18 protein-coding genes are annotated in these 19,700 nt (G+C 62.7%); 9 read left to right on the forward strand and 9 right to left on the reverse strand.

The features are described 5' to 3' along the window. Nucleotides 1-60: 60 nt before the first annotated feature. Nucleotides 61-1,533: a mannitol dehydrogenase family protein gene (locus tag ACJ8HT_RS01320; protein ID WP_195873538.1), complete on the reverse strand. Its 1,473-nt coding sequence runs from the start codon at nt 1,531-1,533 to the stop codon at nt 61-63. Nucleotides 1,534-1,826: 293 nt separating this feature from the next. Between ACJ8HT_RS01320 and uxuA the strand changes: the two genes are divergently transcribed. Continuing rightward, on the forward strand, nt 1,827-3,017 hold the full coding sequence (gene uxuA, locus ACJ8HT_RS01325; protein ID WP_194572938.1) for a mannonate dehydratase: 1,191 nt from the start codon (nt 1,827-1,829) through the stop codon (nt 3,015-3,017). Between the two features lie 43 nt (nt 3,018-3,060). Here uxuA and yeiP read toward each other — a convergent pair whose 3' ends face one another. Continuing rightward, a complete protein-coding gene (yeiP, locus tag ACJ8HT_RS01330; protein WP_004935725.1) occupies nt 3,061-3,633 on the reverse strand; it encodes an elongation factor P-like protein YeiP in 573 nt (190 codons plus the stop codon). Between the two features lie 126 nt (nt 3,634-3,759). After that, nucleotides 3,760-5,004, reverse strand: a complete 1,245-nt coding sequence (mtr, locus tag ACJ8HT_RS01335) for a tryptophan permease (RefSeq protein ID WP_197652424.1) — start codon at nt 5,002-5,004, stop codon at nt 3,760-3,762. A gap of 264 nt (nt 5,005-5,268) precedes the next feature. Between mtr and ACJ8HT_RS01340 the strand changes: the two genes are divergently transcribed. Then, complete coding sequence (locus ACJ8HT_RS01340) at nt 5,269-5,523, forward strand: YkgJ family cysteine cluster protein (RefSeq protein ID WP_019453627.1); 255 nt, start codon at nt 5,269-5,271, stop codon at nt 5,521-5,523. On the opposite strand, the gene ACJ8HT_RS01345 is transcribed toward ACJ8HT_RS01340, so the two are convergent. Next, nucleotides 5,520-6,695 carry a sugar efflux transporter gene (locus tag ACJ8HT_RS01345; protein ID WP_197652425.1) on the reverse strand — a complete coding sequence of 392 codons (1,176 nt, stop codon included), beginning with the start codon at nt 6,693-6,695 and terminating at the stop codon, nt 5,520-5,522. The genes ACJ8HT_RS01340 and ACJ8HT_RS01345 overlap by 4 nt on opposite strands. 97 nt (nt 6,696-6,792) lie before the next feature. On the opposite strand from ACJ8HT_RS01345, the gene ACJ8HT_RS01350 reads away from it, so the two are divergent. Beyond that, nucleotides 6,793-7,008: a hypothetical protein gene (locus ACJ8HT_RS01350; protein WP_197652426.1), complete on the forward strand. Its 216-nt coding sequence runs from the start codon at nt 6,793-6,795 to the stop codon at nt 7,006-7,008. A gap of 1 nt (nt 7,009) precedes the next feature. On the opposite strand, the gene torA is transcribed toward ACJ8HT_RS01350, so the two are convergent. The 3 genes from torA to ACJ8HT_RS01365 all read right to left on the reverse strand — a co-directional run bounded on the left by torA (nt 7,010) and on the right by ACJ8HT_RS01365 (nt 11,313). Continuing rightward, nucleotides 7,010-9,484: a trimethylamine-N-oxide reductase TorA gene (torA, locus tag ACJ8HT_RS01355; protein ID WP_102984359.1), complete on the reverse strand. Its 2,475-nt coding sequence runs from the start codon at nt 9,482-9,484 to the stop codon at nt 7,010-7,012. A 12-nt stretch (nt 9,485-9,496) separates the two neighbouring features. Next, a complete protein-coding gene (locus ACJ8HT_RS01360) occupies nt 9,497-10,657 on the reverse strand; it encodes a NapC/NirT family cytochrome c (RefSeq protein WP_064289798.1) in 1,161 nt (386 codons plus the stop codon). Nucleotides 10,658-10,890: 233 nt separating this feature from the next. Further along, a complete protein-coding gene (locus ACJ8HT_RS01365; RefSeq protein ID WP_046687518.1) occupies nt 10,891-11,313 on the reverse strand; it encodes a nucleotide triphosphate diphosphatase NUDT15 in 423 nt (140 codons plus the stop codon). A 247-nt stretch (nt 11,314-11,560) separates the two neighbouring features. Between ACJ8HT_RS01365 and fruB the strand changes: the two genes are divergently transcribed. The 4 genes from fruB (at nt 11,561) to ACJ8HT_RS01385 (ending at nt 16,085) form a co-directional block, all read left to right on the forward strand. After that, on the forward strand, nt 11,561-12,694 hold the full coding sequence (gene fruB, locus ACJ8HT_RS01370) for a fused PTS fructose transporter subunit IIA/HPr protein (protein ID WP_047730248.1): 1,134 nt from the start codon (nt 11,561-11,563) through the stop codon (nt 12,692-12,694). Beyond that, nucleotides 12,691-13,632, forward strand: coding sequence for a 1-phosphofructokinase (fruK, locus tag ACJ8HT_RS01375; protein WP_015378523.1), 942 nt, complete (start codon nt 12,691-12,693; stop codon nt 13,630-13,632). The genes fruB and fruK overlap by 4 nt, the downstream gene beginning before the upstream one ends. 11 nt (nt 13,633-13,643) lie before the next feature. Continuing rightward, nucleotides 13,644-15,329, forward strand: a complete 1,686-nt coding sequence (gene fruA / locus ACJ8HT_RS01380) for a PTS fructose transporter subunit IIBC (RefSeq protein WP_197652427.1) — start codon at nt 13,644-13,646, stop codon at nt 15,327-15,329. A gap of 162 nt (nt 15,330-15,491) precedes the next feature. After that, nucleotides 15,492-16,085, forward strand: coding sequence for a DJ-1/PfpI family protein (locus ACJ8HT_RS01385; RefSeq protein ID WP_197652428.1), 594 nt, complete (start codon nt 15,492-15,494; stop codon nt 16,083-16,085). 19 nt (nt 16,086-16,104) lie between these two features. Here the strand turns inward: ACJ8HT_RS01385 and nfo are convergent, their stop codons facing one another. After that, nucleotides 16,105-16,944, reverse strand: a complete 840-nt coding sequence (gene nfo, locus ACJ8HT_RS01390; RefSeq protein WP_016926988.1) for a deoxyribonuclease IV — start codon at nt 16,942-16,944, stop codon at nt 16,105-16,107. 101 nt (nt 16,945-17,045) lie between these two features. After that, on the reverse strand, nt 17,046-18,119 hold the full coding sequence (locus tag ACJ8HT_RS01395) for a YeiH family protein (RefSeq protein ID WP_195873536.1): 1,074 nt from the start codon (nt 18,117-18,119) through the stop codon (nt 17,046-17,048). A 193-nt stretch (nt 18,120-18,312) separates the two neighbouring features. On the opposite strand from ACJ8HT_RS01395, the gene ACJ8HT_RS01400 reads away from it, so the two are divergent. Both ACJ8HT_RS01400 and yieE read left to right on the forward strand, forming a co-directional pair. Further along, entirely contained in the window at nt 18,313-18,510 is a 198-nt protein-coding gene (locus ACJ8HT_RS01400; RefSeq protein ID WP_038877849.1) for a hypothetical protein, read from the forward strand. Nucleotides 18,511-18,616: 106 nt separating this feature from the next. After that, nucleotides 18,617-19,483 carry a DNA-binding transcriptional regulator YeiE gene (gene yieE / locus ACJ8HT_RS01405; protein WP_197652429.1) on the forward strand — a complete coding sequence of 289 codons (867 nt, stop codon included), beginning with the start codon at nt 18,617-18,619 and terminating at the stop codon, nt 19,481-19,483. The last annotated feature ends 217 nt before the right edge of the window (nt 19,484-19,700 follow it).

A 19,700-nucleotide genomic window follows, 5' to 3' on the forward strand; every position in this document is an offset into this window, starting at 1 on the left:
CGTTCCGCCATGCCGGCGTAACGTTACGCCGGCATGGTTATTCTCGGCCCAGCAGGCTCCTCACCGCATCACCCACTCCTTCACCGTTTCACGCGCCCCGCGATCGCGCAGCGACAAATAGGCTTGCGTCACGGCGTCTGTAAACGCCGCATGCGCCGCCAGCGTTTCGCCGAACACCGATTTCAGCGCCAGCAACGCCGTTACGCGCCGCCGATCGTCCGTTGTGGCGGCGATCGTCTGTTGCAACACGTCTGCCAGCGGATCGCGAATGTCGATCGGCTGACCGGCGTCATCGACGCCGCCGACGTAACGCATCCAACCCGCCACGCCCAGCGCCAGCCCGCTATAGTCACCGCCGTGCCGCAAATGCCAGCGTACCGCGTCCAGCAGGCGCTGCGGCAGCTTCTGCGAGCCGTCCATGGCGATCTGCCAGGTGAGGTGTTGCAGCGCGGGGTTGCTGAAGCGTGCGATAAGCTGTGCGGCGTAGTCGGGCAGGCTGATGCCGGTGACGCTCAGCGTCGGGGCCTGTTCGTCCAGCATCAACCGCAGGGCGGCGCGGCGGTAGTGCTCATCCGCCATGCACTCGTTGATGTAACGGTAGCCGCCCAGGTAGCCGAGGTAAGCCAAGAATGAGTGGCTGCCGTTCAGCATGCGCAGCTTCATGTGTTCAAACGGCAGCACATCGCTGACCAGTTGGACGCCGGCCTGCTCCCACGCCGGGCGTCCGGCGGTAAAGTTGTCTTCCACCACCCATTGGATGAAGGGCTCGCAGGCGATGGCGCATTCGTCGCGCACGCCGCCCAGCGCGGCGGCGATCTCATCCAGCGTGGCCGGCGTGGCGGCCGGCACGATGCGATCCACCATGGTGCAGGGGAAGGTGGCGGCGGTGGCGATCCAGTCGGCGAGCGCCGGATCCCGCGCCTGCGCCAGATCGAGCACCGCCCGGCGCAGCACGTGGCCGTTCTCCGGAATATTGTCGCAGGAGAGCAGGGAGAAGGCGGGCAGGCCGCGTTCGCGCCGCAGCCGCAGCGCTTCCACCAAAATGCCCGGCACGGTCTGCGGCTGATGCGGCCACGCCAGATCGGCGACGATCCCCGAATGCTGCCTATCCAGCCGCCCGCTGCCGGGCTCGATGCAATAGCCTTTTTCGGTGATGGTCATCGAAACGATCGCCACCTGCGGCTCGGCCAGCTTCTCCAGCACCGCGGTGATGCCTTCCAGCTTGCGATGCAGGCTCTCATGCACCGCACCGACCACGATGGCCTGATGGCCGTCCGCGCCTTTCTCCAGCACGCTGTACAGATGATCCTGTTGCCGCAGCGCCTCAAACAGCGGCACGCCGCCGGAAAGACTGATTTCGCAAATGCCCCAATCGCCGCCTTGGGCGTTCAGCACCCGATCGGTCAGCAACGCCTGATGCGCGCGGTGGAACGCGCCGAAGCCGAGGTGCACGATGCGGCTACGCAGAGCCCGGCGGTCATAGTCCGGCTGCCGGACGGCGCCCGGCAGCGGAGTGTTGGCGATCGTTTTCATCTCATCTCCAAAGCATGTAAGACAGCTGGCGGGCCACTTGCCTCAAGTTAGCAGACCAGTTTTCCGCCGCGCGGGCAGGGTGGCACCGGTGATAAAAAACTGCGACCAGTGTAGGGATGTCGGTCAGTTAAAGGAATTGGTCAGTCCAAAATAAGCCAGAATCGTGAAGTGGATCAACCAATGAGGGGTTCGGTTTTGACAGCGCAGGGCGAAAGAGTAAGTTAAAGATAACTGACATCTAAATTAAACTGGTATAACAGCATTGCGGTGCGAGACAGGCATAAGGACAAAACATGGAACAAACATGGCGTTGGTATGGCCCGAACGATCCGGTTTCTTTGGACGATGTGCGTCAGGCCGGGGCGACCGGGGTGGTGACGGCGCTGCATCATATCGCGAACGGTGAAGTCTGGCCGATCGACGAAATCCGCGCGCGGCAGGCGCTGTTGGCGGAAAAGGGGCTGGTGTGGTCGGTGGTGGAGAGCGTGCCGGTACATGAGGAGATCAAAACCCACAGCGGCGACTGGCGGCGGTATATCGCCAATTACCAGCAGTCGCTGCGCAACCTGGCGGCCTGCGACATCGACACCGTCTGCTACAACTTCATGCCGATCCTCGACTGGACGCGCACCGATCTGGCCTATCCGCTGCCGGACGGTTCCAAAGCGCTGCGTTTCGATCAGATAGCCTTCGCCGCGTTCGAGCTGCATATCCTGCAGCGCGCCGGCGCCGAGGCGGACTATACGCCGCAAGAACGCAGCCAGGCGGCGGCCCGTTTCGCCGCCATGAGCGAGGAGGAGAAAGCCACGCTGACCGGCAACATCATCGCCGGGCTGCCGGGGGCGGAAGAGGGCTACACGCTGGATCAGTTCCGCCGCCGGTTGGCGGAATACGACGGCATCGACAAGGCGCGGCTGCGCGAAAACATGGCGGTCTTTCTGCGTGCCATCGTGCCGGTGGCGGAAGAGGCCGGCATCCGGCTGGCGGTGCACCCCGACGATCCGCCGCGGCCGATCCTCGGCCTGCCGCGCATCGTCTCCACGATTGAAGACATGCAGTGGCTGAAGCAGACCGTCGACAGCATTTATAACGGCTTCACCTTATGCACCGGTTCATACGGCGTGCGCGCCGATAACGATCTGGTGCGAATGATTGAAACCTTCGGCGATCGTATTCACTTTACCCACCTGCGCGCCACCTGCCGCGAGGAGAACCCGAAAAGCTTCCACGAAGGGGCGCACCTGCAGGGCGATGTGGACATGGTGGCGGTGATCGAAGCGATCCTGACCGAAGAGCTGCGTCGGCAGCGGGCAGGCGATCGGCGGCCGATCCCGATGCGCCCCGATCATGGGCATCAGATGCTGGACGACTTGAAAAAGAAAACCAATCCGGGCTATTCGGCCATCGGGCGGTTGAAAGGGCTGGCGGAGCTGCGCGGCGTCGAGCTGGCGCTCAAGCGGCGCTTTTTCCCGGAATTGCCGTAGCGGAAAAGGAAACGGGGCCGAGACTCGGCCCCGCTGGCGTCGACTAGTCGGCGCGGCTCATGTAGCGGCGTTCGGCGATATGAATGCGAATCTTGTCGCCGGCGCTGAGGTATTCCGGCACGTGGATAACCAGGCCGGTCGCCATGGTGGCCGGTTTGTTGCGGGCGCTGGCGGAAGCGCCTTTGATGCCCGGCGCGGTCTCGACGATTTCCATATCCACGGTCTGCGGCAGCTCCAGCGCCAGCACCTGGCCGTCCAGCGTCAGCACCTGCATGCCCGGCAGACCGCCTTCCGGAATGAACAGCAGCTCGTCTTCGATCTGGTCTTTCTTGAAGATGTACGGCGTGTAGTCTTCGTCATCCATGAACACGTATTCTTCGCCGTCGATATAGGAGAAGTTCACCTTGCGGCGCGACAGGGAAATGGTGTCCAGGATATCGTCGCCCTTGAAGCGTTCTTCCACTTTCAGGCCGGTGCGCACGTCGGAGAAGCGCATTTTGTACAGGGTGCTGGCGCCGCGGGCGCTCGGGCTCTGCACGTCGATATCTTTTACCAGCAGCAGTTTGCCGTTGTAGCTGATCGCCATGCCGCGCTTAATTTCGTTAGCTCTTGCCATTTCAATTCATCCGCAATGAAGAGTATTAGAGAAGTTGCGACAAGGTACTCGCGCCGCTGATTTCAGGCAATAGCCCGGCGTAAAAACAGTGCGGGAAAGGGAGAGCAGATGCTCTCCCTTCGGGGATTAGTGGAAGACCGGCAGCAGACCGAACAGCGACAGAATATGCGCGGCGGCGTTGATCAGCCCGAACAGGATGACGAACAGGATCACGCCGTTGCCGCCCGGTGCGCGGTATCCCGCCTGCGGATAGCGGCGGCGGCTGGCGCGCGCCATCAGCGCCGGCACGATCACTGCCCAAATGGTGGCCGCCAGCCCGGCGAAGCCGATGGCGTACAGGAAACCGTTCGGGAACAGCAGCGCGGCCAGGGTCGGCGGCACAAAGGTCACCAGCGCGGTCTTGCTGCGTCCGACGGCGTCGTCCTTGAACTTGCAGAAGTCCGCCAGGTAATCGAACAGGCCCAGCGACACGCCGAGGAACGAGCTGGCCAGCGCCATATAGGAGAAGGCGTTCAGCAGTTGGCTGACGGTCTGGCTACTGGAGACGTTGCCCATTTGCTTGAGCAGGCTGCCGATATTGCCGCCCTCGGCGATCACCTGCTTGAAGGCGTCGCGCGCGATATTGCCCTGAATCACATACTGCCACAGGATGTAGATAGCCAATGCCAGCAGGGTGCCGTACACCAGGCTGCGCACCACGGAGCTGCTGTCCTTTTGGTAGTACTTCACCAGCCCGGGAATGTTGCCGTGGTAACCGAACGAGGTCAGCAGGTAAGGCAGTGCCGCCAGAGCGTAAGGCAGATAGCTGGCCTGGTCATCGCCGGTGTTGAATAGCACCGCAGGCTGCACGTGGGTGAACATGTCGCCCACCGACATCACGAAGGTGATCACCATACCGCCGATCAGAATGGTGCTCAGGCGATCGACCGCGCGGGTGGAGAGCCAGACGATAAACGCCACGACCAGCGCGAACACCAGGCCGGCGGTGGTCTGGCCGACGCCGACGATGCCCTCCAGCGTGTGCGCGATAATCGAGCCGCCGGCGGAGATATAGGCGTAGGTCAGGATATACAGCACGAACGCCACCGACAGGCCGTTCACGGCGTTCCAGCCTTTACCCAGCAGATCCTTGACCATGGTGTTGAAGCTGGCGCCGCTCGGGTAGTGCAGCGTGGCTTCGAGGATCATCAGGCCGGAAAGCAACATGCAGGCCCAGGTATACACCAGCAGCGCGACGGAGCCGCTGAACCAGACACCGGAAGTGACGATCGGAATGGAAAACATGCCGGCGCCAACGGCGGTTCCGGCAATGATCATCGCGCCGCCGAGGACGGAAGGGCGGGCCAGCTTCTGGATGGTGTCCGTAGACATGCGTGCTCCTGATGGAAAAGGTTCTTTTGTACTAGCTCAATGGTACATGGGTGTGTGGCGCATGTAAAGCGGGGTAATTGCACGTTTCGCGCGTTTTTGTCTTTAAATCAAGGTGTGTTGGGCGTTTATTCGCCATAGGATGACGCCGCCTGGCTCAGGGCGATGAGTGTAAAGATCGCCGGGGCGCAGGGATTCTGCTGGCGGCCGCCGCGCACGGCTGCTATTGTCGCGCTTCTTTTCCCCAGCCCACCAGGAGTAGCGCTGATGGACTGTCGCAGCGACTGCGGCGCCTGCTGTATCGCGCCGTCAATATCCAGCCCGATCCCCGGCATGCCGAACGGCAAGCCCGCCAATACCCGCTGCATTCACCTGGATGAGCAGCTGCGCTGCGGCCTGTTTCATTCGCCGCTGCGGCCGAAAGTGTGCGGTAGCCTGCAGCCGAGCCGCGACATGTGCCACGATCACCGCGATCAGGCGCTGATTTATCTCGCCAGGCTGGAAGCGGACACCGCGCCCTAAGCGTCTTTCAACCGCCACAGGCACAGCGTGGCCCCCACCGTCATCGCCAGCGCGGCGTAAAACACCGCATGGTAGTTCCAGATTTCCGCCACCGCGCCGGCGATCGAGCCGGCGATGATCCAGCCCACCCGGGTGGTGTTGGTGAACAGCGTGGTGGCCGCGCCGGCCTGGCCGGGCATCAAATCCTGAAAATAGAGCATGCCGATCCCCGCCAGCACGCCGATAAACGCCGCATTCAGCAGCTGCAGAGCGATGAGCTGCCAGCTGCCGGTGATAAACAGCAGGCCGCAGTAGAACAGCACGCCGGCGACCACCGCCCCGCGCATCAGGCGGCGTTTGCCGCAGCGCTTCGCCGCCAGGCCGGCGAGCAGCATGACCGGGATCTCCAGCCCGGCGGCGGCGCCCATCAGTATCCCGGCCAGCCGCTCCGGCAGCCGCAGCTCGTGCACCACGTACAGCGGCATGTTGATCAGGTACATGCTGTTGGCGGTCCACATCAGGGTGCAGGCGACGAACAGCAGCAGCGAATCGCGGCGGTGCTGCCGCGGTGCGGCCAGGGGCACGTTCGTCGCCGCGGTTTTCGGCATCGAGGGCAGCCGTTTCCACACCAGCAGGCCGCACAGCACAAAGGCCGCCGCGCCCGCCAGATACATGGCCTTGAAGCCGAAGCCCAGCGCCAGCGCGAAGGCGATCGGCGGGCCAATGACCCAGGCCAGGGAGACCTGGGCGCGCATGATGGAGGTGAACATCACCGCCTCGCGGCCGGTACGCTCGGCATGCTCACGCGCCAGCGCAAACATCTGCGGGTTGGCGGTGGAGCCGAAGCTGGTAAGCACCACGCCGACGATCAGCAGCAGGTAATAGTCGCGGTTCCAGGCGAACAGCGTGAACCCCAGCGCACCCAGCATGCAGCAGAGGAAGATCAGCGATTTGCGGTCGCCTTGTTTATCCGAACGGCCGGCGAGAAACTGACTGACCAGAATGCCGATCACCGCGCTGCCGGTAAAAAACAGCCCGACCAGCGCCGGCCGTACCTTGACCTCGGTTTCCAGAAACAGACTCAGCGTCGGGGTTTGCAGGGCGCCGGCGATGCCGGTAAGAAACGCCACCGCCAAAAAGGCCAGCGAAGTGAGATCGGGCGCGCGTCGCGTTACTGCGGATGAAGTCGGCATGGTGGTTGAGAATTCGTCGAAAAAGGAAGGTCGCGCGCATCATACGCCCGTTGAAATGAAACGCAAACCGCTCCCTTGCGGCGAAGGGTAAACGGATATGTCGCGCGGCGACGAGAAAAAAGGGGCGCGTTGCGCCCCCCAGACCGTTGACAAAGGAGGAAAAAACGTGGTTTTTCCTCCTTTGTGGTCATCAGCCGAAAATCAATTTATTGATTTTCCCTGTTTGTTATCCGCTGCTTTCTGCAAACCGGGCAATGACATGAGGTTTGTCATCAACCTCAGGGGCGCGTTGCGCCCCTTTGCTTGCCGGTAAATCAGGCGCCTTGCGGCACCGCGTGCGCGGTATTTTTCAATACCGGCCCCCGATACTTCTCGATCTGCAGCTGCGCCATCTGCCCGCAGTTGCCCTGCGCCAGGCTGGAAGAGCCGATGTCGAAGGTCAGGCAGTTGACGTTGCCGTTCTTGCACAGCGATCCCGGCTGCGCCGGATCGGCCGGATCGAACCAGGCGCCTTCGCTGATGCGCACCACGCCCGGTCGCACGTCTTCGCTGACCACCGCGCCCACCAGGATCTGGCCGCGATCGTTGAACGCCCGCACCAGATCGCCGCCGCTGATGCCGCGCGGCTGCGCGTCCTGCGGATGGATCAGGATAGCTTCACGATCCGCTACCGCGTATTTCTCGCGCAGCGGCGTGTTGTCGAGCTGAGAGTGCAGCCGGTTGGTCGGGTGCGCGGTATTGAGCGACAGCGGATATTTGGCCGCTTCCGGCCCGCGATACCACTCGTGCGGCGGCATCCAGGTCGGGATGCCGGGGCAATCCTCGTAATGCATTTTGGCGATGGCGTCGGAGTAGATCTCGATCTTGCCCGACGGCGTGCCCAGCGGGTTCAGCAGCGGATTGTCGCGATAGTCGGCGAAGCGCACCCACTGCTTGTTGGCCTCCGGCACCGGGAAGCGCACGTAGTTGTTGGATTGCCAGAACATGTCGAACGGCGGCAGCGCTACCCGGGCCGCGCGCGCCTGGTTCTTCATGTCGTCGTACATGCCTTTCAGCCACTGGGTTTCGTCCTTGCCCTCGGTAAAGGCCTCCTGCACGCCCAGCCTGGCCGCCATCGCCGAAAAGATGTCGAAGTCGCTGCGCGACTCGTGCTGCGGCGGCACGCATTGATGCATCGGGAACACATAGAGCTGCGAATAGTCGCCGCCCATTTCCAGATCGTTGCGCTCGTAGCTGGTGGTGGCCGGCAGCACGATGTCGGCATGCTTGGCGGTGGCGGTCCAGTAAGGCTCGTTGACCACGATGGTGTCCGGCCGCTGCCAGGCTTTGACCAGGTTATTGGTGTCCTGATGCTGGTGGAAGGTGTTGCCGCCCGCCACATACACCATTTTCACCTCAGGGTAAGTGACCTTGGCACCGTTGAAGTCGATGGTTTTGCCCGGATTGCTCAGGCATTCGGCGATGCGCGCCACCGGGATCGGCGCCGGGGAGTTCTTCGGCGCGTTGCCGGCGGAGATGCCGGCGATGATGCCGCCCTTGGCGGTCGGGCTGCCGCCGGAGGAATAGTGGTAGCTGAAGCCGAAGCCGCCGCCCGGCAGGCCGATCTGGCCGAGCATCGCCGCCACCGTCACCAGCAGCCAGTGCTGCTGTTCGCCGTGGTGCTGGCGCTGAATGCCCCAGCCGCCCATGATCATGGTGCGATGCTTCGCCATCTCGCGCGCCAGACCGCGCAGCGTGTCGGCATCGACGCCGCTGATGTCGGCCGCCCATTCGGCGGTTTTCGCCACGCCGTCGCTCTCGCCCAGCAGGTAGGCCTGGAACTTGTCGAAGCCGACGGTGTAGGTTTTCAGGAAGTCCGGGTTATGCAGCTTCTCGGTCAGCAGCGTGTGGGCGATGCCGATCAGCATGGCGCCGTCGGTATAAGGACGCGGGGCGATCCACTGCGCATTGACGAACTTGGCGCTGTCGCTGTGCACCGGATCGATGCTGATCACCCGGGTGCCTTTCTTCTTCAGCGCCTCGAAGCCGGTTTGGCCGACGTGATCCGGCACGTTCCAGCTGTTTTTCAGCGTGACCATCGGGTTGCAGCCCCACAGGATCACCAGCTCGCTGTTCTCGATCACGTTCGGCCAGGCGGTCTGCTGTTCGTAGACCTCCATCGAACCGACCACGTGCGACATGATCACCTGCGCCGCGCCGGTGGAGTAGTCGCCGGCGTAGCCGAGGAAACCGCCGGTCAGGTTCATCAGGCGCTGCAGCAGCGTGCGGCTGTTGTGCAGCATACCGACGCTTTTCCAGCCGTAGGAACCGGCGTAGATCGACTGCGGCCCGTGATCTTTTTGCAGGCGAACGATCTCATTGCACACCAGCTCGGTCGCTTTGTCCCAGCTGACGCGCACCCACTCGTCGCGGCCGCGCAGCTCGGTGCGGCTGCCGGGGCCGCCCTCCAGCCAGCTTTTACGCACCATCGGGTATTTGATGCGGTTCTCAGCGTGCACCTGATAAGGCGCCATGGTGATCAGCTCATTCGGATACGGATCGTCCTGCACCGGCTGCACGCCGACCATCTTGCCGTCTTGCACGATGGCCTCGAATGCGCCCCAGTGGGCGCCGGTCAGAATGCCTTTTTGCGCCTGACGCAAGACGATGAACTGCGGCAGCGCTTCGCTGATGGCCTGCGCCAGCGCCGCTTTGGGCCATAAGCCTGCCAGCAGCGGGGCGGCGGCCAGCGCGGCGGCCCCGGTCAGGAAGCGGCGGCGGCTCATTGTTAACGGTTGTTGGTTGCTCATTGCGCTTCTCCCTTAAAGCTTGGCCGGTGCGGCAGGTGGCATGTCGCTGGCGTGTTTTTGTACGTATTGCGTCAGCACGCGCAGCTGTTCCTGCGTCAGTGAGGTGCGCGGCGCCATGCCTTTGATGACGCCGATCCATTGGTTGGCGTTGAAGCGATCGAGCGCGGTTAGCCCGTGGCAACCGGTGCAGTTGGCCGACATCATGTCCGCGGCGTAGCGCCAGATTTTTTGCTGATCGTCGATCAACTGTTTACGCGGCAGCCACACCTGCAGAGAAACCTGATGCCAGACCAGGCCGGTTTCCGCATCGGTCTGGGTGGAGGCGGTCTTCAGCTGTTGGCGCGCGTCTTCACCCAGCAGCACGCTGAGGATGCGTTTGCCCTGCGCGGCGTAGAACACTTCGCTGACGCCGTCCTGCTGCCAGCCGCTCACGGTGGCCAGCACCTTGTCGCCCTCTTGCTTCACCACCTGCACTTCGGTGGACGGCATCAGGTTGCCGGCGTTATGGCTGTCATCCGCGCTGAGGAAGAACGGTTCGGTGGCGATGGTGTAGAGGGTGGTGGCGTCCGGTGCGGTCAGCGCCGCGGCCTTTGCCAGCTCGGCGGCGCCGGCCTGGGTTTCGCCGCTCATGTCCGGCAGGATGTGGGCCACGCCCTTATGGCAGTCGATGCAGGTCTCGCCCTGTTTGATCGCCACCGGGTGCTGCAGGCGCGCCTCAGGGCGCTGGGCGGTGATGTCCATGGCGTCGTAGCTGTGGCAGGAGCGGCAGGTGGCCGAGTCGTTTTCTTTCAGCGTTTTCCAGACCGACTGCGCCATCGCCAGCTTGTGCGCTTCGTATTTTTCCGGCGTATCGATGGTGCCGACCATCTCGCCATAAATGTCTTTCACCGCGCGGATTTTGGTCCACAGGTAATCGATCGGCTGGTGCGGCACGTGGCAGTCGGCGCACTCGGCGCGGATGCCTTTGGTGTTTTGGAAGTGGACGCTGCCCTGATATTCGGCCAGCGGTTGTTGCATGGTGTGGCAGGAAACGCAGAAGGCGGTATCGCTGGTTTTATGGAAGACGGTGGCGGTCCCGGCCAACAGCGCCGCGCCGAGGATAATCCCCAGCAGCAAAAGCCATAGCCATCCCCACCGGCGCTTTTTTTCAAAGCCAGTCAGTTTTTTGCTCATGGTAAACCCGCTTATAATTATGAATTTAAAATAAAATCTTGCCAAAAGGCCGCCGACCGGAGGTCAGAATGCCACGTCGATTGCAGGGGTAATAATAGAAGAGGGTTAACCCCATAGGGTTATCCGTAGTCAAAAAAAGGGCATATATCGCAAAAAATAGCGTTATATTCTAATTTATATAGCGGTGAGGCGGTGCGGCAGGGAAAGCGAGCGCAACATGCGCTCGCGATGGGTCAGGCCGTGGGCACATAGGCCTGGCCGCTCAGCCACAGGCGGATGGCGGTGCGGCTGGCTTCGAAATGCGGCTCCGGCAGGGCGTCCGGCGCGCACCAGCGCCACTCGGCGCACTTTTCAGGTTCTTTCAACTCGGCGCTGCCGCCGGGATGATCCACCTGCAGGCAAACAGACACCGTGTGTTTGCCTTCGGCGCGCCAGGTTTGCAGATTGTTGCTGACGCCCACGAAGCGCGGCGGGTCGATGAGCAACCCGGTTTCTTCGGCGATTTCGCGCTGGGCGCACTGCTCGAAGGTTTCACCGGCCTCCAGATGCCCGCCGGGGATCGACCAAAAGGGCGCGTGCGGGCCGCAGCGTTTGCCCAACAAAATCTCGCCCTGCGGGTTGACGATGATCACCCCGACGCCCGTCACTACGTTCATGCTTTTCTCCGTCAGCAAAGTTTCAGCACAGTATGTCATTTTGCCCCGGCGCTGACCAATGCGCCGGCGAAAGTGTGCGTAAGCTCAAAAATCTGCAATGGCGAAAGGGAGAAAGCTTGCTTTCACCTTGCGCTGCTTACACACTCCTTGAAACGTTTCAGCGTTATCCGGCCGCTTGTGGCGAGCGGGTAACGCTCCTTTTTCTCAATGAAGCTGAAACGATTCAATTCAGCAGGAGAGGAGAATCATGTTCCAGTTGTCACCGCAAGACATTCATCTGGGCGCCGCTGCCGACGGTAAGCAGGAGGCCATCCGCCAGGTGGCCGCCGCCCTGACCGAAGCCGGCTGCGTCAGCGCCGGTTACGTGGACGGCATGCTGCAGCGCGAACTGCAGACGTCCACCTATCTGGGCAACGGCATCGCCATTCCGCACGGCACCACCGATACCCGCGATCTGGTGCTGAAAACCGGCGTGCAGGTATTCCAGTTCCCGCAGGGCATCGCCTGGGGCGAAGGCCAGACCGCCTATGTGGCGATCGGCATCGCCGCCCGCTCCGACGAGCATTTGGCGCTGCTGCGCCAGCTCACTCACGTATTGAGCGATGACGGCGTGGCGGAGCGGCTGGCGAAAACTACCTCCGCGGAAGAGCTGCGCAGCCTGCTAATGGGCGAACAGCAGAGCGCCGAATTCCAGTTCGACGTTTCGCTGATTGCGCTCGACGTCGCGGCCGACAGCCTGATGACGCTGCAGGCGCTGAACGCCGGCCGGCTGCAAAAGGCCGGCGCGGTCAACGCGCAGTTCGTCAGCGATGCCATCACCCGCAAGCCGCTGAACCTGGGGCAGGGCATCTGGCTGAGCGACAGCGTCGAAGGCAACCTGGCCAGCGCGGCCACCGTCAGCCGCCCGGCGCAGGCTTTCGTGGAAGACGGCGAGCCGGTGGCGCTGCTGCTGACGGTGTCGGTTGCCGACGCGCAGCCGCTGGCGGTGCTCAACTACCTCAGCGACCTGCTGCTGGCCAACAAAGCTGAACGCCTGCTGAAGGCGGATGCCGCCGGGGTGCTGGCGCTGCTGACCAGCGAAGTGGCCGAGGAAAGCAGCGTGCTGAGCGCCGAGTTTGTGATCCGCAACGAGCACGGCCTGCACGCACGGCCGGGCACGGCGCTGGTCAACGTGATCAAAAGTTTTAACAGTGACATCACCGTCACCAACCTGGACGGCAGCGGTAAGCCGGCCAACGGGCGCAGCCTGATGAAGGTGGTGGCGCTGGGCGTGAAGAAAGGGCATCACCTGCGCTTTACCGCCAATGGAGAAGATGCTGAAGCCGCGCTGAAGGCGATCGGCGAAGCGATTAATGAAGGACTGGGCGAGGGCGCAGCATGAGCAGAAGAGTAGCAACGATCACCTTGAACCCGGCGTACGATCTGGTGGGCTTCTGCCCGCAGATCGAGCGCGGGGAAGTCAACCGGGTAAAAACCGCCGGCCTGCACGCCGCCGGTAAGGGTATCAACGTCGCCAAAGTGTTGAAGGATTTGGGCATCGACGTCACCGTCGGCGGTTTCCTGGGCAAAGACAATCAGGACGGTTTCCAACTGCTGTTCAGCGATCTGGGGATCGCCAACCGCTTCCAGGTGGTGCCGGGCCGCACCCGCATCAACGTCAAGCTGACGGAAAAAGACGGTGAAGTGACCGACTTCAACTTCTCCGGTTTTGAAGTCACGCCGCAGGACTGGGATCGCTTCGTCAGCGACTCGCTGAGCTGGCTGGGCCAGTTCGACATGGTGGCGGTGAGCGGCAGCCTGCCGGCCGGCGTCGATCCCGATGCCTTTACCGACTGGATGACCCAGCTGCGCGCCAAGTGCCCGTGCATCATTTTCGACAGCAGCCGCGAAGCGCTGGTCGCCGGGCTGAAGGCCTCGCCGTGGCTGGTGAAGCCGAACCGCCGCGAGCTGGAAATCTGGGCCGGTCGCCCGCTGCCGACGCTGGCGGACGTGGTCGAGGCCGCGCATGCGCTGCGCGAACAGGGCATCGCCCACGTGGTGATCTCCCTCGGCGCGGAAGGTGCGCTGTGGGTTAACGCGTCCGGCGCCTGGATCGCCAAACCGCCGTCCTGTGAGGTGGTCAGCACCGTGGGCGCCGGCGATTCGATGGTCGGCGGCCTGATTTACGGCCTGCTGATGCGCGAATCCAGTGAACACACCCTGCGTCTGGCCACGGCGGTAGCGGCGCTGGCGGTCAGCCAGAGCAACGTCGGCGTGACCGATCGTCCCCAGTTGGCCGCGATGATGGCGCGCGTCGATCTGAAACCTTTCAATCAATAGCAGGAGGCAGAATGAAAACGCTGCTGATGGTAGACAGTTCGCTGGGGCAGGCCCGTGGCCACCTGGCGAAACGCATGCTGGAGGCTGCCGCGGCCAAAACCGGCCTGACGCTGGTCGAGTCGCTGCAGGACGCCGAACTGGTGGCGGTGGCGGGGCTGTCTGCCCCTGCTGACGCCGGGCTGAACGGCAAATTGGTGTATGTGGGCGACGTAGAGCAGGCGGTGCGTGAACCGGACGCTTTTCTGGCGCGCGCCAAAGCCGAAGCTGAAACCTATCAGGCACCGCAGGCAGCGGCGCCGGTGAAAGCCGATGGGCAAAAACGCATCGTGGCGATCACCGCTTGCCCAACCGGCGTGGCGCACACCTTTATGGCGGCCGAAGCCATTGAAAGCGAAGCCAAAAAACGCGGCTGGTGGGTGAAGGTGGAAACGCGTGGCTCCGTCGGCGCAGGCAACGCCATCACCCCGGAAGAAGTGGCGGCGGCGGATCTGGTGATCGTCGCGGCGGATATCGAGGTGGATCTGGATAAGTTTGCCGGTAAGCCGATGTACCGCACTTCCACCGGCCTGGCGCTGAAGAAAACTGCCCAGGAACTGGACAAGGCGCTGGCCGAGGCCGAGGTGTTCCAGCCGCAGCAGCGCGGTAGCGCGGCGCCGGCGGGTAAAAAGAAAGAGGGCAACGGCCCGTATCGCCACCTGCTGACCGGCGTGTCCTACATGCTGCCGATGGTGGTGGCCGGCGGTCTGTGTATCGCGCTGTCGTTCGTGTTCGGCATCAAGGCGTTTGAAGTCAAAGGCACGTTGGCGGCGGCGCTGATGCAGATCGGCGGCGGCTCCGCCTTTGCGCTGATGGTGCCGGTATTGGCCGGTTTCATCGCCTTCTCCATCGCGGATCGCCCGGGCCTGACGCCGGGCCTGATCGGCGGCATGCTGGCCGTGAGCACCGGCGCCGGGTTCCTCGGCGGCATCATCGCCGGTTTCCTGGCGGGTTACGTCGCCAAGGCGATCAGCAGCAAGCTGCGCCTGCCGCAGAGCATGGAAGCGCTGAAGCCAATCTTGATCATTCCGCTGGTGGCCAGCCTGATCACCGGTCTTATCATGATTTACGTGGTCGGCACGCCGGTCGCGAAAATCATGGAAGGCCTGACCCATTGGCTGCAGTCCCTGGGCACCGCCAACGCGGTGCTGCTGGGGGCGATTCTCGGCGCGATGATGTGTACCGACATGGGCGGCCCGGTGAACAAAGCGGCCTACGCCTTTGGCGTGGCGCTGCTCAGTTCCTCGGTGTATGCGCCAATGGCGGCGATCATGGCCGCCGGCATGGTGCCTCCGCTGGCGATGGGGCTGGCGACGCTGCTGGCGCGCCACAAGTTCGAGAAATCCGAACGGGAAGGCGGCAAAGCGGCGCTGGTGCTGGGTCTGTGCTTTATCTCTGAAGGGGCGATCCCGTTCGCCGCCCGCGATCCGATGCGCGTGCTGCCTTGCTGCATCGCCGGCGGGGCGCTGACCGGTGCGCTGTCGATGGCGTTCGGTGCCAAACTGATGGCGCCGCACGGCGGGCTGTTCGTGCTGCTGATCCCGGGCGCAATCACGCCGGTGCTGCTGTATCTGGTGGCGATCGCCGCCGGTACCCTGCTGGCGGGCGTGGCTTATGCCCTGCTGAAGCGCGCTGAAACGTCGGTCGCCGCCGCGGCGTAACTGACGTCGGTATCGCCAAAACGCGCAGCCCTGGGTTGCGCGTTTTTGTTTGTGGTTGAGGCAGTTAGCACGATTTACCCCTGGCCAAAAGCCACACCGCTTTCTAAGCTGACAGCGCGACTTTGTTCATGCGAACAAGGAATGACCCAAGGAGATTCATCCGTGGCTAAAAAAGTGGCGATCGTACTGGCATCCGGTTTCGCCGATTGGGAATACGCGCTGATTGCCGGCGTTGGCGGCCCGTTTTATGGGCTGGAGGTGGCGTTTTTTGCGCCGCAGGTCGGAAAATTTCGCTCGCAGGGCGGGCTGACGGTAGAGGTTGAAAAAAGCGTGGCCGAATTGGCGGATTGGCGCCCCGAGGTGCTGGTGGTGGCCGGCGGCACCCTGTGGGAAACCGAACGAGCGCCGGATATCAGCGCGTTGCTCAACGAGCAGTTTCAACGCGGCGCGACTCTGGCGGGCATTTGCGGTGGAACGTTAGCGCTGGCGCGGGCCGGCCTGTTGAACAGCAGGGGGCATACTTCCAACGATGCCGGGTTTTTGACGCGCCATGCTGAGGGCTACACCGGGCAGCGCCATTTCGTTGCGAGCGCCGCCGCCGTCGTGGATGACCGTGTCATTACGGCACCGGGATCGGCGCCGGTCAGCTTTACCGCCGCCGTGTTCAGGGCTGTGGGCCTGGATGAAGAGACGCTGCGTCAGTTCAGCGCCATGTTGGCGGCGGAGCACGCGGTGGGGGAAACCGCTCGCGCCTAAGCGAGCGGCCAGAGGAGGGTTACTGCTGCGCCTTCAGCCAGGCGATCTCTTCCGCCCAGATATCCGGATTTACCGTTTCCAGAATCAGCGGGATATTGTCGAAACGCGGATCGCGCATGATGTAGCTGAACACCGTTTTGCCGATGTTGCCCTCTCCCAGGCTGTGGTGGCGGTCGACGCGGCTGTTGAACTCGCTCTTGGCGTCGTTCAGGTGCATGCCGCGCAGGTAGTTGAAACCGACGATGTCGCCAAGCTGCTTAAAAGTGCGCTCGCACTCTTCTTCGGTACGCAGATCGTATCCGGCGGCGAAGGCGTGGCAGGTGTCGATGCAAACGCCGACGCGGCTCTTGTCTTCCACGCCGTCGATGATCGCCGCCAGATGTTCGAATTTGAAGCCCAGGTTGCTGCCCTGGCCGGCGGTGTTTTCGATCACCGCCGTCACGCCGGCGGTTTTGTCCAGCGCGATGTTGATCGATTCGGCGATGCGCGCCAGGCACTTGTCTTCATCGATTTGCAGCAGGTGGCTGCCGGGGTGGAAGTTCAGCAGCGTCAGCCCCAGCTGTTCACAGCGCTGCAACTCGTCGATAAACGCCTCGCGCGATTTTTCCAATGCTTCGGCCACCGGGTGGCCCAGGTTGATCAGGTAGCTGTCGTGCGGCAGGATTTGCCCCGGCCCGAAACCGTACTGCGCGCAGGCGCTCTTGAACTTATCGATCACGTCGGCGGCCAGCGGCGCGGCCTTCCATTGACGCTGATTTTTGGTGAACAGGGCGAACGCGGTCGCCTCCAATTCGTGCGCGCGGATAACCGCCTGATCCACGCCGCCTGACGCGCTGACATGTGCACCGACAAACTTCATCTTCATTCTCCTGTGTTATCGGTGACATTATGGCATTGATGGCGGGCAGATTGAATGATGAAAAGCGGCGGCCCGCCGAAGCGGGCCGCTGAAGGGGATGATTAGAGCCAGTGTTGCACCAGCTGGTTTATCGCGCCGCCGCCGACCAGCAGCCAGACGAACAGCAGCGTGGCCAACAGAATCGGTTTCATCCCGGCCTGGCGCACGGCGCTGATGTGGGTGGTCAAGCCCAGCGCCGCCATCGCCATCGCCAGCATCCAGGTGTCGGCGGTGATCAGATGGTGCACCAGCGTGGTCGGCAACAGGTTAAAGGAGTTCAGCCCGGCGACGGCGATAAACAGCACGGCAAACCACGGAATGGTGATGGCGGATTTTTCCGCCTTGCCTGCGCTGCCGCGGCTGATGTAGCCCGACAGCAGCAGCAGGAACGGCGCCAGCATCATCACGCGGATCATCTTGGCGATCACCGCCGCATTTTCGGCGTCCGGCCCGATGGCGTGCCCGGCAGCGACCACCTGAGCCACTTCGTGGATGGTGGAACCGGCGTAGATGCCGAAGGTTTCCTGGCTGAACGGCAGCCACTGGAAGTGTTCGTTCAGCTGATACAGCCATGGGTAGGCGAAGATCGCCAGGGTGCCGAACACCACCACGGTCGAGACCGCCACCGCCACTTTGCTGGAGTCGGCCTTCAGCACCGGCTCGGTGGCCATCACCGCCGCCGCGCCGCAAATGCTGCTGCCGGCGCCGATCAGCATCGCGGTCTGGCTGTCGATGCCAAACACTTTCTTGCCGAGCCAGCAGGCCAGCAGGAAGGTGGTGGTCAGGGTCAGCGCATCGATGATGATGCCGCTGGCGCCCACGTCGGCGATTTGTTGAAAGGTCAGGCGGAAGCCGTAAAGGATAATGCCCAGACGCAGCAGGCGTTGTTTGGCCAGCTGTACGCCGCCGTGACAAACGGTTTGCCAGCGGGGATACAGCGTGTTGCCCACCAGAATGCCGAGCAGGATCGCCAGCGTCAGCGCGCCCAGGCCCAGCTCCGCCACCCAGGGAATGTCGCCGGCCCAGACGGCCAGCGCGGTGAGCGCGCCGGTCAGCGCCAGCCCCGGCACCAGGCGCGGCAGGCCGAACAGCGGAAAGCGTCGCTCGGGATAAGTGTGAGTGGTATCAGTCGCCATAAAAGTCAGTCCTTCAGTCTGTTTCTTGCTGCTAAGAGTACGTTTGGGCTGAATAAAAGAGAAATTGATTATATATTTATAACCTATCTGAATAAGTGGTATTGAGTCAGGCATTGGCATAAAGCCGCATTGCGGCTAGGGTGAGGAAGAGCGGCGAGCCGCCGTCAACTTTCTAACTGAACAGGAGCAGGCGATGGATACCGACGATCAACGCAGAGAGCAGATAGACCAGGAAGTGGGGCGCGCGGTGCGGCGTTTGATTGAAGAAAACAAGGTGGTCGATCGCGATCGCCTGGTGGCGATGCTGCAATTAATACAGCGGGACGAAGCCGGCACGCCGCGCGAGGCGGTGCTGGCCGCGGCGGCGCAGCTGGTCGCCTTGGGCAAGTAACGCGCCGAATTGGCCGTAAACCGGGTAGCCTCGCCGGGCTACCCACATCATGTTGACATCATTTTGTGGTTCTCTGGCAGAACCCTTTTTCACTACCGGGACGGCTATGCATATCACGTTGCGTCAACTGGAAGTCTTCACCGAAGTGCTGAAAAGCGGTTCGACCACTCAGGCCTCGGTGGTGCTGGCGCTGTCGCAGTCGGCGGTCAGCGCGGCGCTGGCGGATCTGGAGGGGCAACTGGGCGTGCAGCTGTTCGATCGCGTCGGCAAACGGCTGGTGATCAACGAGCACGGCCGGTTGTTGTATCCCAAGGCGCTGGCGCTGCTGGAGCAGGCGGGGGAGATCGAGCAGCTGTTTCGTCATGACGGCGGGGCGCTGCGCATCGCCGCCAGCAGCACCATCGGCAACTACATGCTGCCGGAGATGATCGCCCGTTACCGCCGGGACTTTCCGGCCACGCCGCTGGAGCTGAACGTCGGCAACAGCCAGGACGTGATCGTGGCGGTGGCGGATTTTCGCGTCGATCTGGGGCTGATCGAAGGGCCTTGCCATATGCCGGAGCTGGTGACGCAGCCGTGGCTGGAGGACGAGCTGGTGGTGTTCGCCGCGCCGGACAACCCGCTGACCCGTCAACCGCCGACGCTGGAGGCGTTGGCCAATGCGCCGTGGATCTTGCGCGAGCGCGGTTCGGGCACCCGCGAGGTGCTGGATCATCTGCTGTTGGCGCACCTGCCGCACTTCCAGCTGGTGATGGAGCTCGGCAACTCGGAGGCGATCAAGCACGCGGTGCGGCACGGCATCGGCATTAGCTGCCTGTCACGGCGGGTGGTGGCGGAACAGCTGGCCAGCGGCGCGCTGGTAGAACTGTCGGTACCGCTGCCGCCGCTGCGGCGCACCCTGTACCTGATCCGCCATCGGCAAAAGCACATTTCCAACGCATTACAGCGTTTTCTCAGCTATTGCGCGCTGTAATCGGCAGCGCGTCACGCCCTCTGCTGCCGCGCAGGCTGGAAAAAGCATAAAAACCTGCGCGCGCTCACATTAATGAGAGTAAGTAAGGCCATAAGGGCCGCGGCTAATAATTGCCTCTGAATTATGAAGCTATCTTATATCAGTGCAATGTTGCTAGTTCACCGGCGGGTATTTGTTACAATCCGCCCTCATTTTTCAAAGAGCAGATAGGGTACGA

This window comes from Serratia sp. CY44782, from assembly GCF_052168715.1.
GTDB classification, from domain to species: domain Bacteria; phylum Pseudomonadota; class Gammaproteobacteria; order Enterobacterales; family Enterobacteriaceae; genus Serratia; species Serratia nevei.

What these genes read in the sequence shown, in the direction of transcription:
- ACJ8HT_RS01320 (WP_195873538.1), bottom strand. Translation starts at nt 1,533, where the DNA reads ATGAAAACGATCGCCAACACTCCGCTGCCGGGCGCCGTCCGGCAGCCG.
- uxuA (WP_194572938.1), top strand. Translation starts at nt 1,827, where the DNA reads ATGGAACAAACATGGCGTTGGTATGGCCCGAACGATCCGGTTTCTTTG.
- yeiP (WP_004935725.1), bottom strand. Translation starts at nt 3,633, where the DNA reads ATGGCAAGAGCTAACGAAATTAAGCGCGGCATGGCGATCAGCTACAAC.
- mtr (WP_197652424.1), bottom strand. Translation starts at nt 5,004, where the DNA reads ATGTCTACGGACACCATCCAGAAGCTGGCCCGCCCTTCCGTCCTCGGC.
- ACJ8HT_RS01340 (WP_019453627.1), top strand. Translation starts at nt 5,269, where the DNA reads ATGGACTGTCGCAGCGACTGCGGCGCCTGCTGTATCGCGCCGTCAATA.
- ACJ8HT_RS01345 (WP_197652425.1), bottom strand. Translation starts at nt 6,695, where the DNA reads ATGCCGACTTCATCCGCAGTAACGCGACGCGCGCCCGATCTCACTTCG.
- ACJ8HT_RS01350 (WP_197652426.1), top strand. Translation starts at nt 6,793, where the DNA reads ATGTCGCGCGGCGACGAGAAAAAAGGGGCGCGTTGCGCCCCCCAGACC.
- torA (WP_102984359.1), bottom strand. Translation starts at nt 9,484, where the DNA reads ATGAGCAACCAACAACCGTTAACAATGAGCCGCCGCCGCTTCCTGACC.
- ACJ8HT_RS01360 (WP_064289798.1), bottom strand. Translation starts at nt 10,657, where the DNA reads ATGAGCAAAAAACTGACTGGCTTTGAAAAAAAGCGCCGGTGGGGATGG.
- ACJ8HT_RS01365 (WP_046687518.1), bottom strand. Translation starts at nt 11,313, where the DNA reads ATGAACGTAGTGACGGGCGTCGGGGTGATCATCGTCAACCCGCAGGGC.
- fruB (WP_047730248.1), top strand. Translation starts at nt 11,561, where the DNA reads ATGTTCCAGTTGTCACCGCAAGACATTCATCTGGGCGCCGCTGCCGAC.
- fruK (WP_015378523.1), top strand. Translation starts at nt 12,691, where the DNA reads ATGAGCAGAAGAGTAGCAACGATCACCTTGAACCCGGCGTACGATCTG.
- fruA (WP_197652427.1), top strand. Translation starts at nt 13,644, where the DNA reads ATGAAAACGCTGCTGATGGTAGACAGTTCGCTGGGGCAGGCCCGTGGC.
- nfo (WP_016926988.1), bottom strand. Translation starts at nt 16,944, where the DNA reads ATGAAGTTTGTCGGTGCACATGTCAGCGCGTCAGGCGGCGTGGATCAG.
- ACJ8HT_RS01395 (WP_195873536.1), bottom strand. Translation starts at nt 18,119, where the DNA reads ATGGCGACTGATACCACTCACACTTATCCCGAGCGACGCTTTCCGCTG.
- ACJ8HT_RS01400 (WP_038877849.1), top strand. Translation starts at nt 18,313, where the DNA reads ATGGATACCGACGATCAACGCAGAGAGCAGATAGACCAGGAAGTGGGG.
- yieE (WP_197652429.1), top strand. Translation starts at nt 18,617, where the DNA reads ATGCATATCACGTTGCGTCAACTGGAAGTCTTCACCGAAGTGCTGAAA.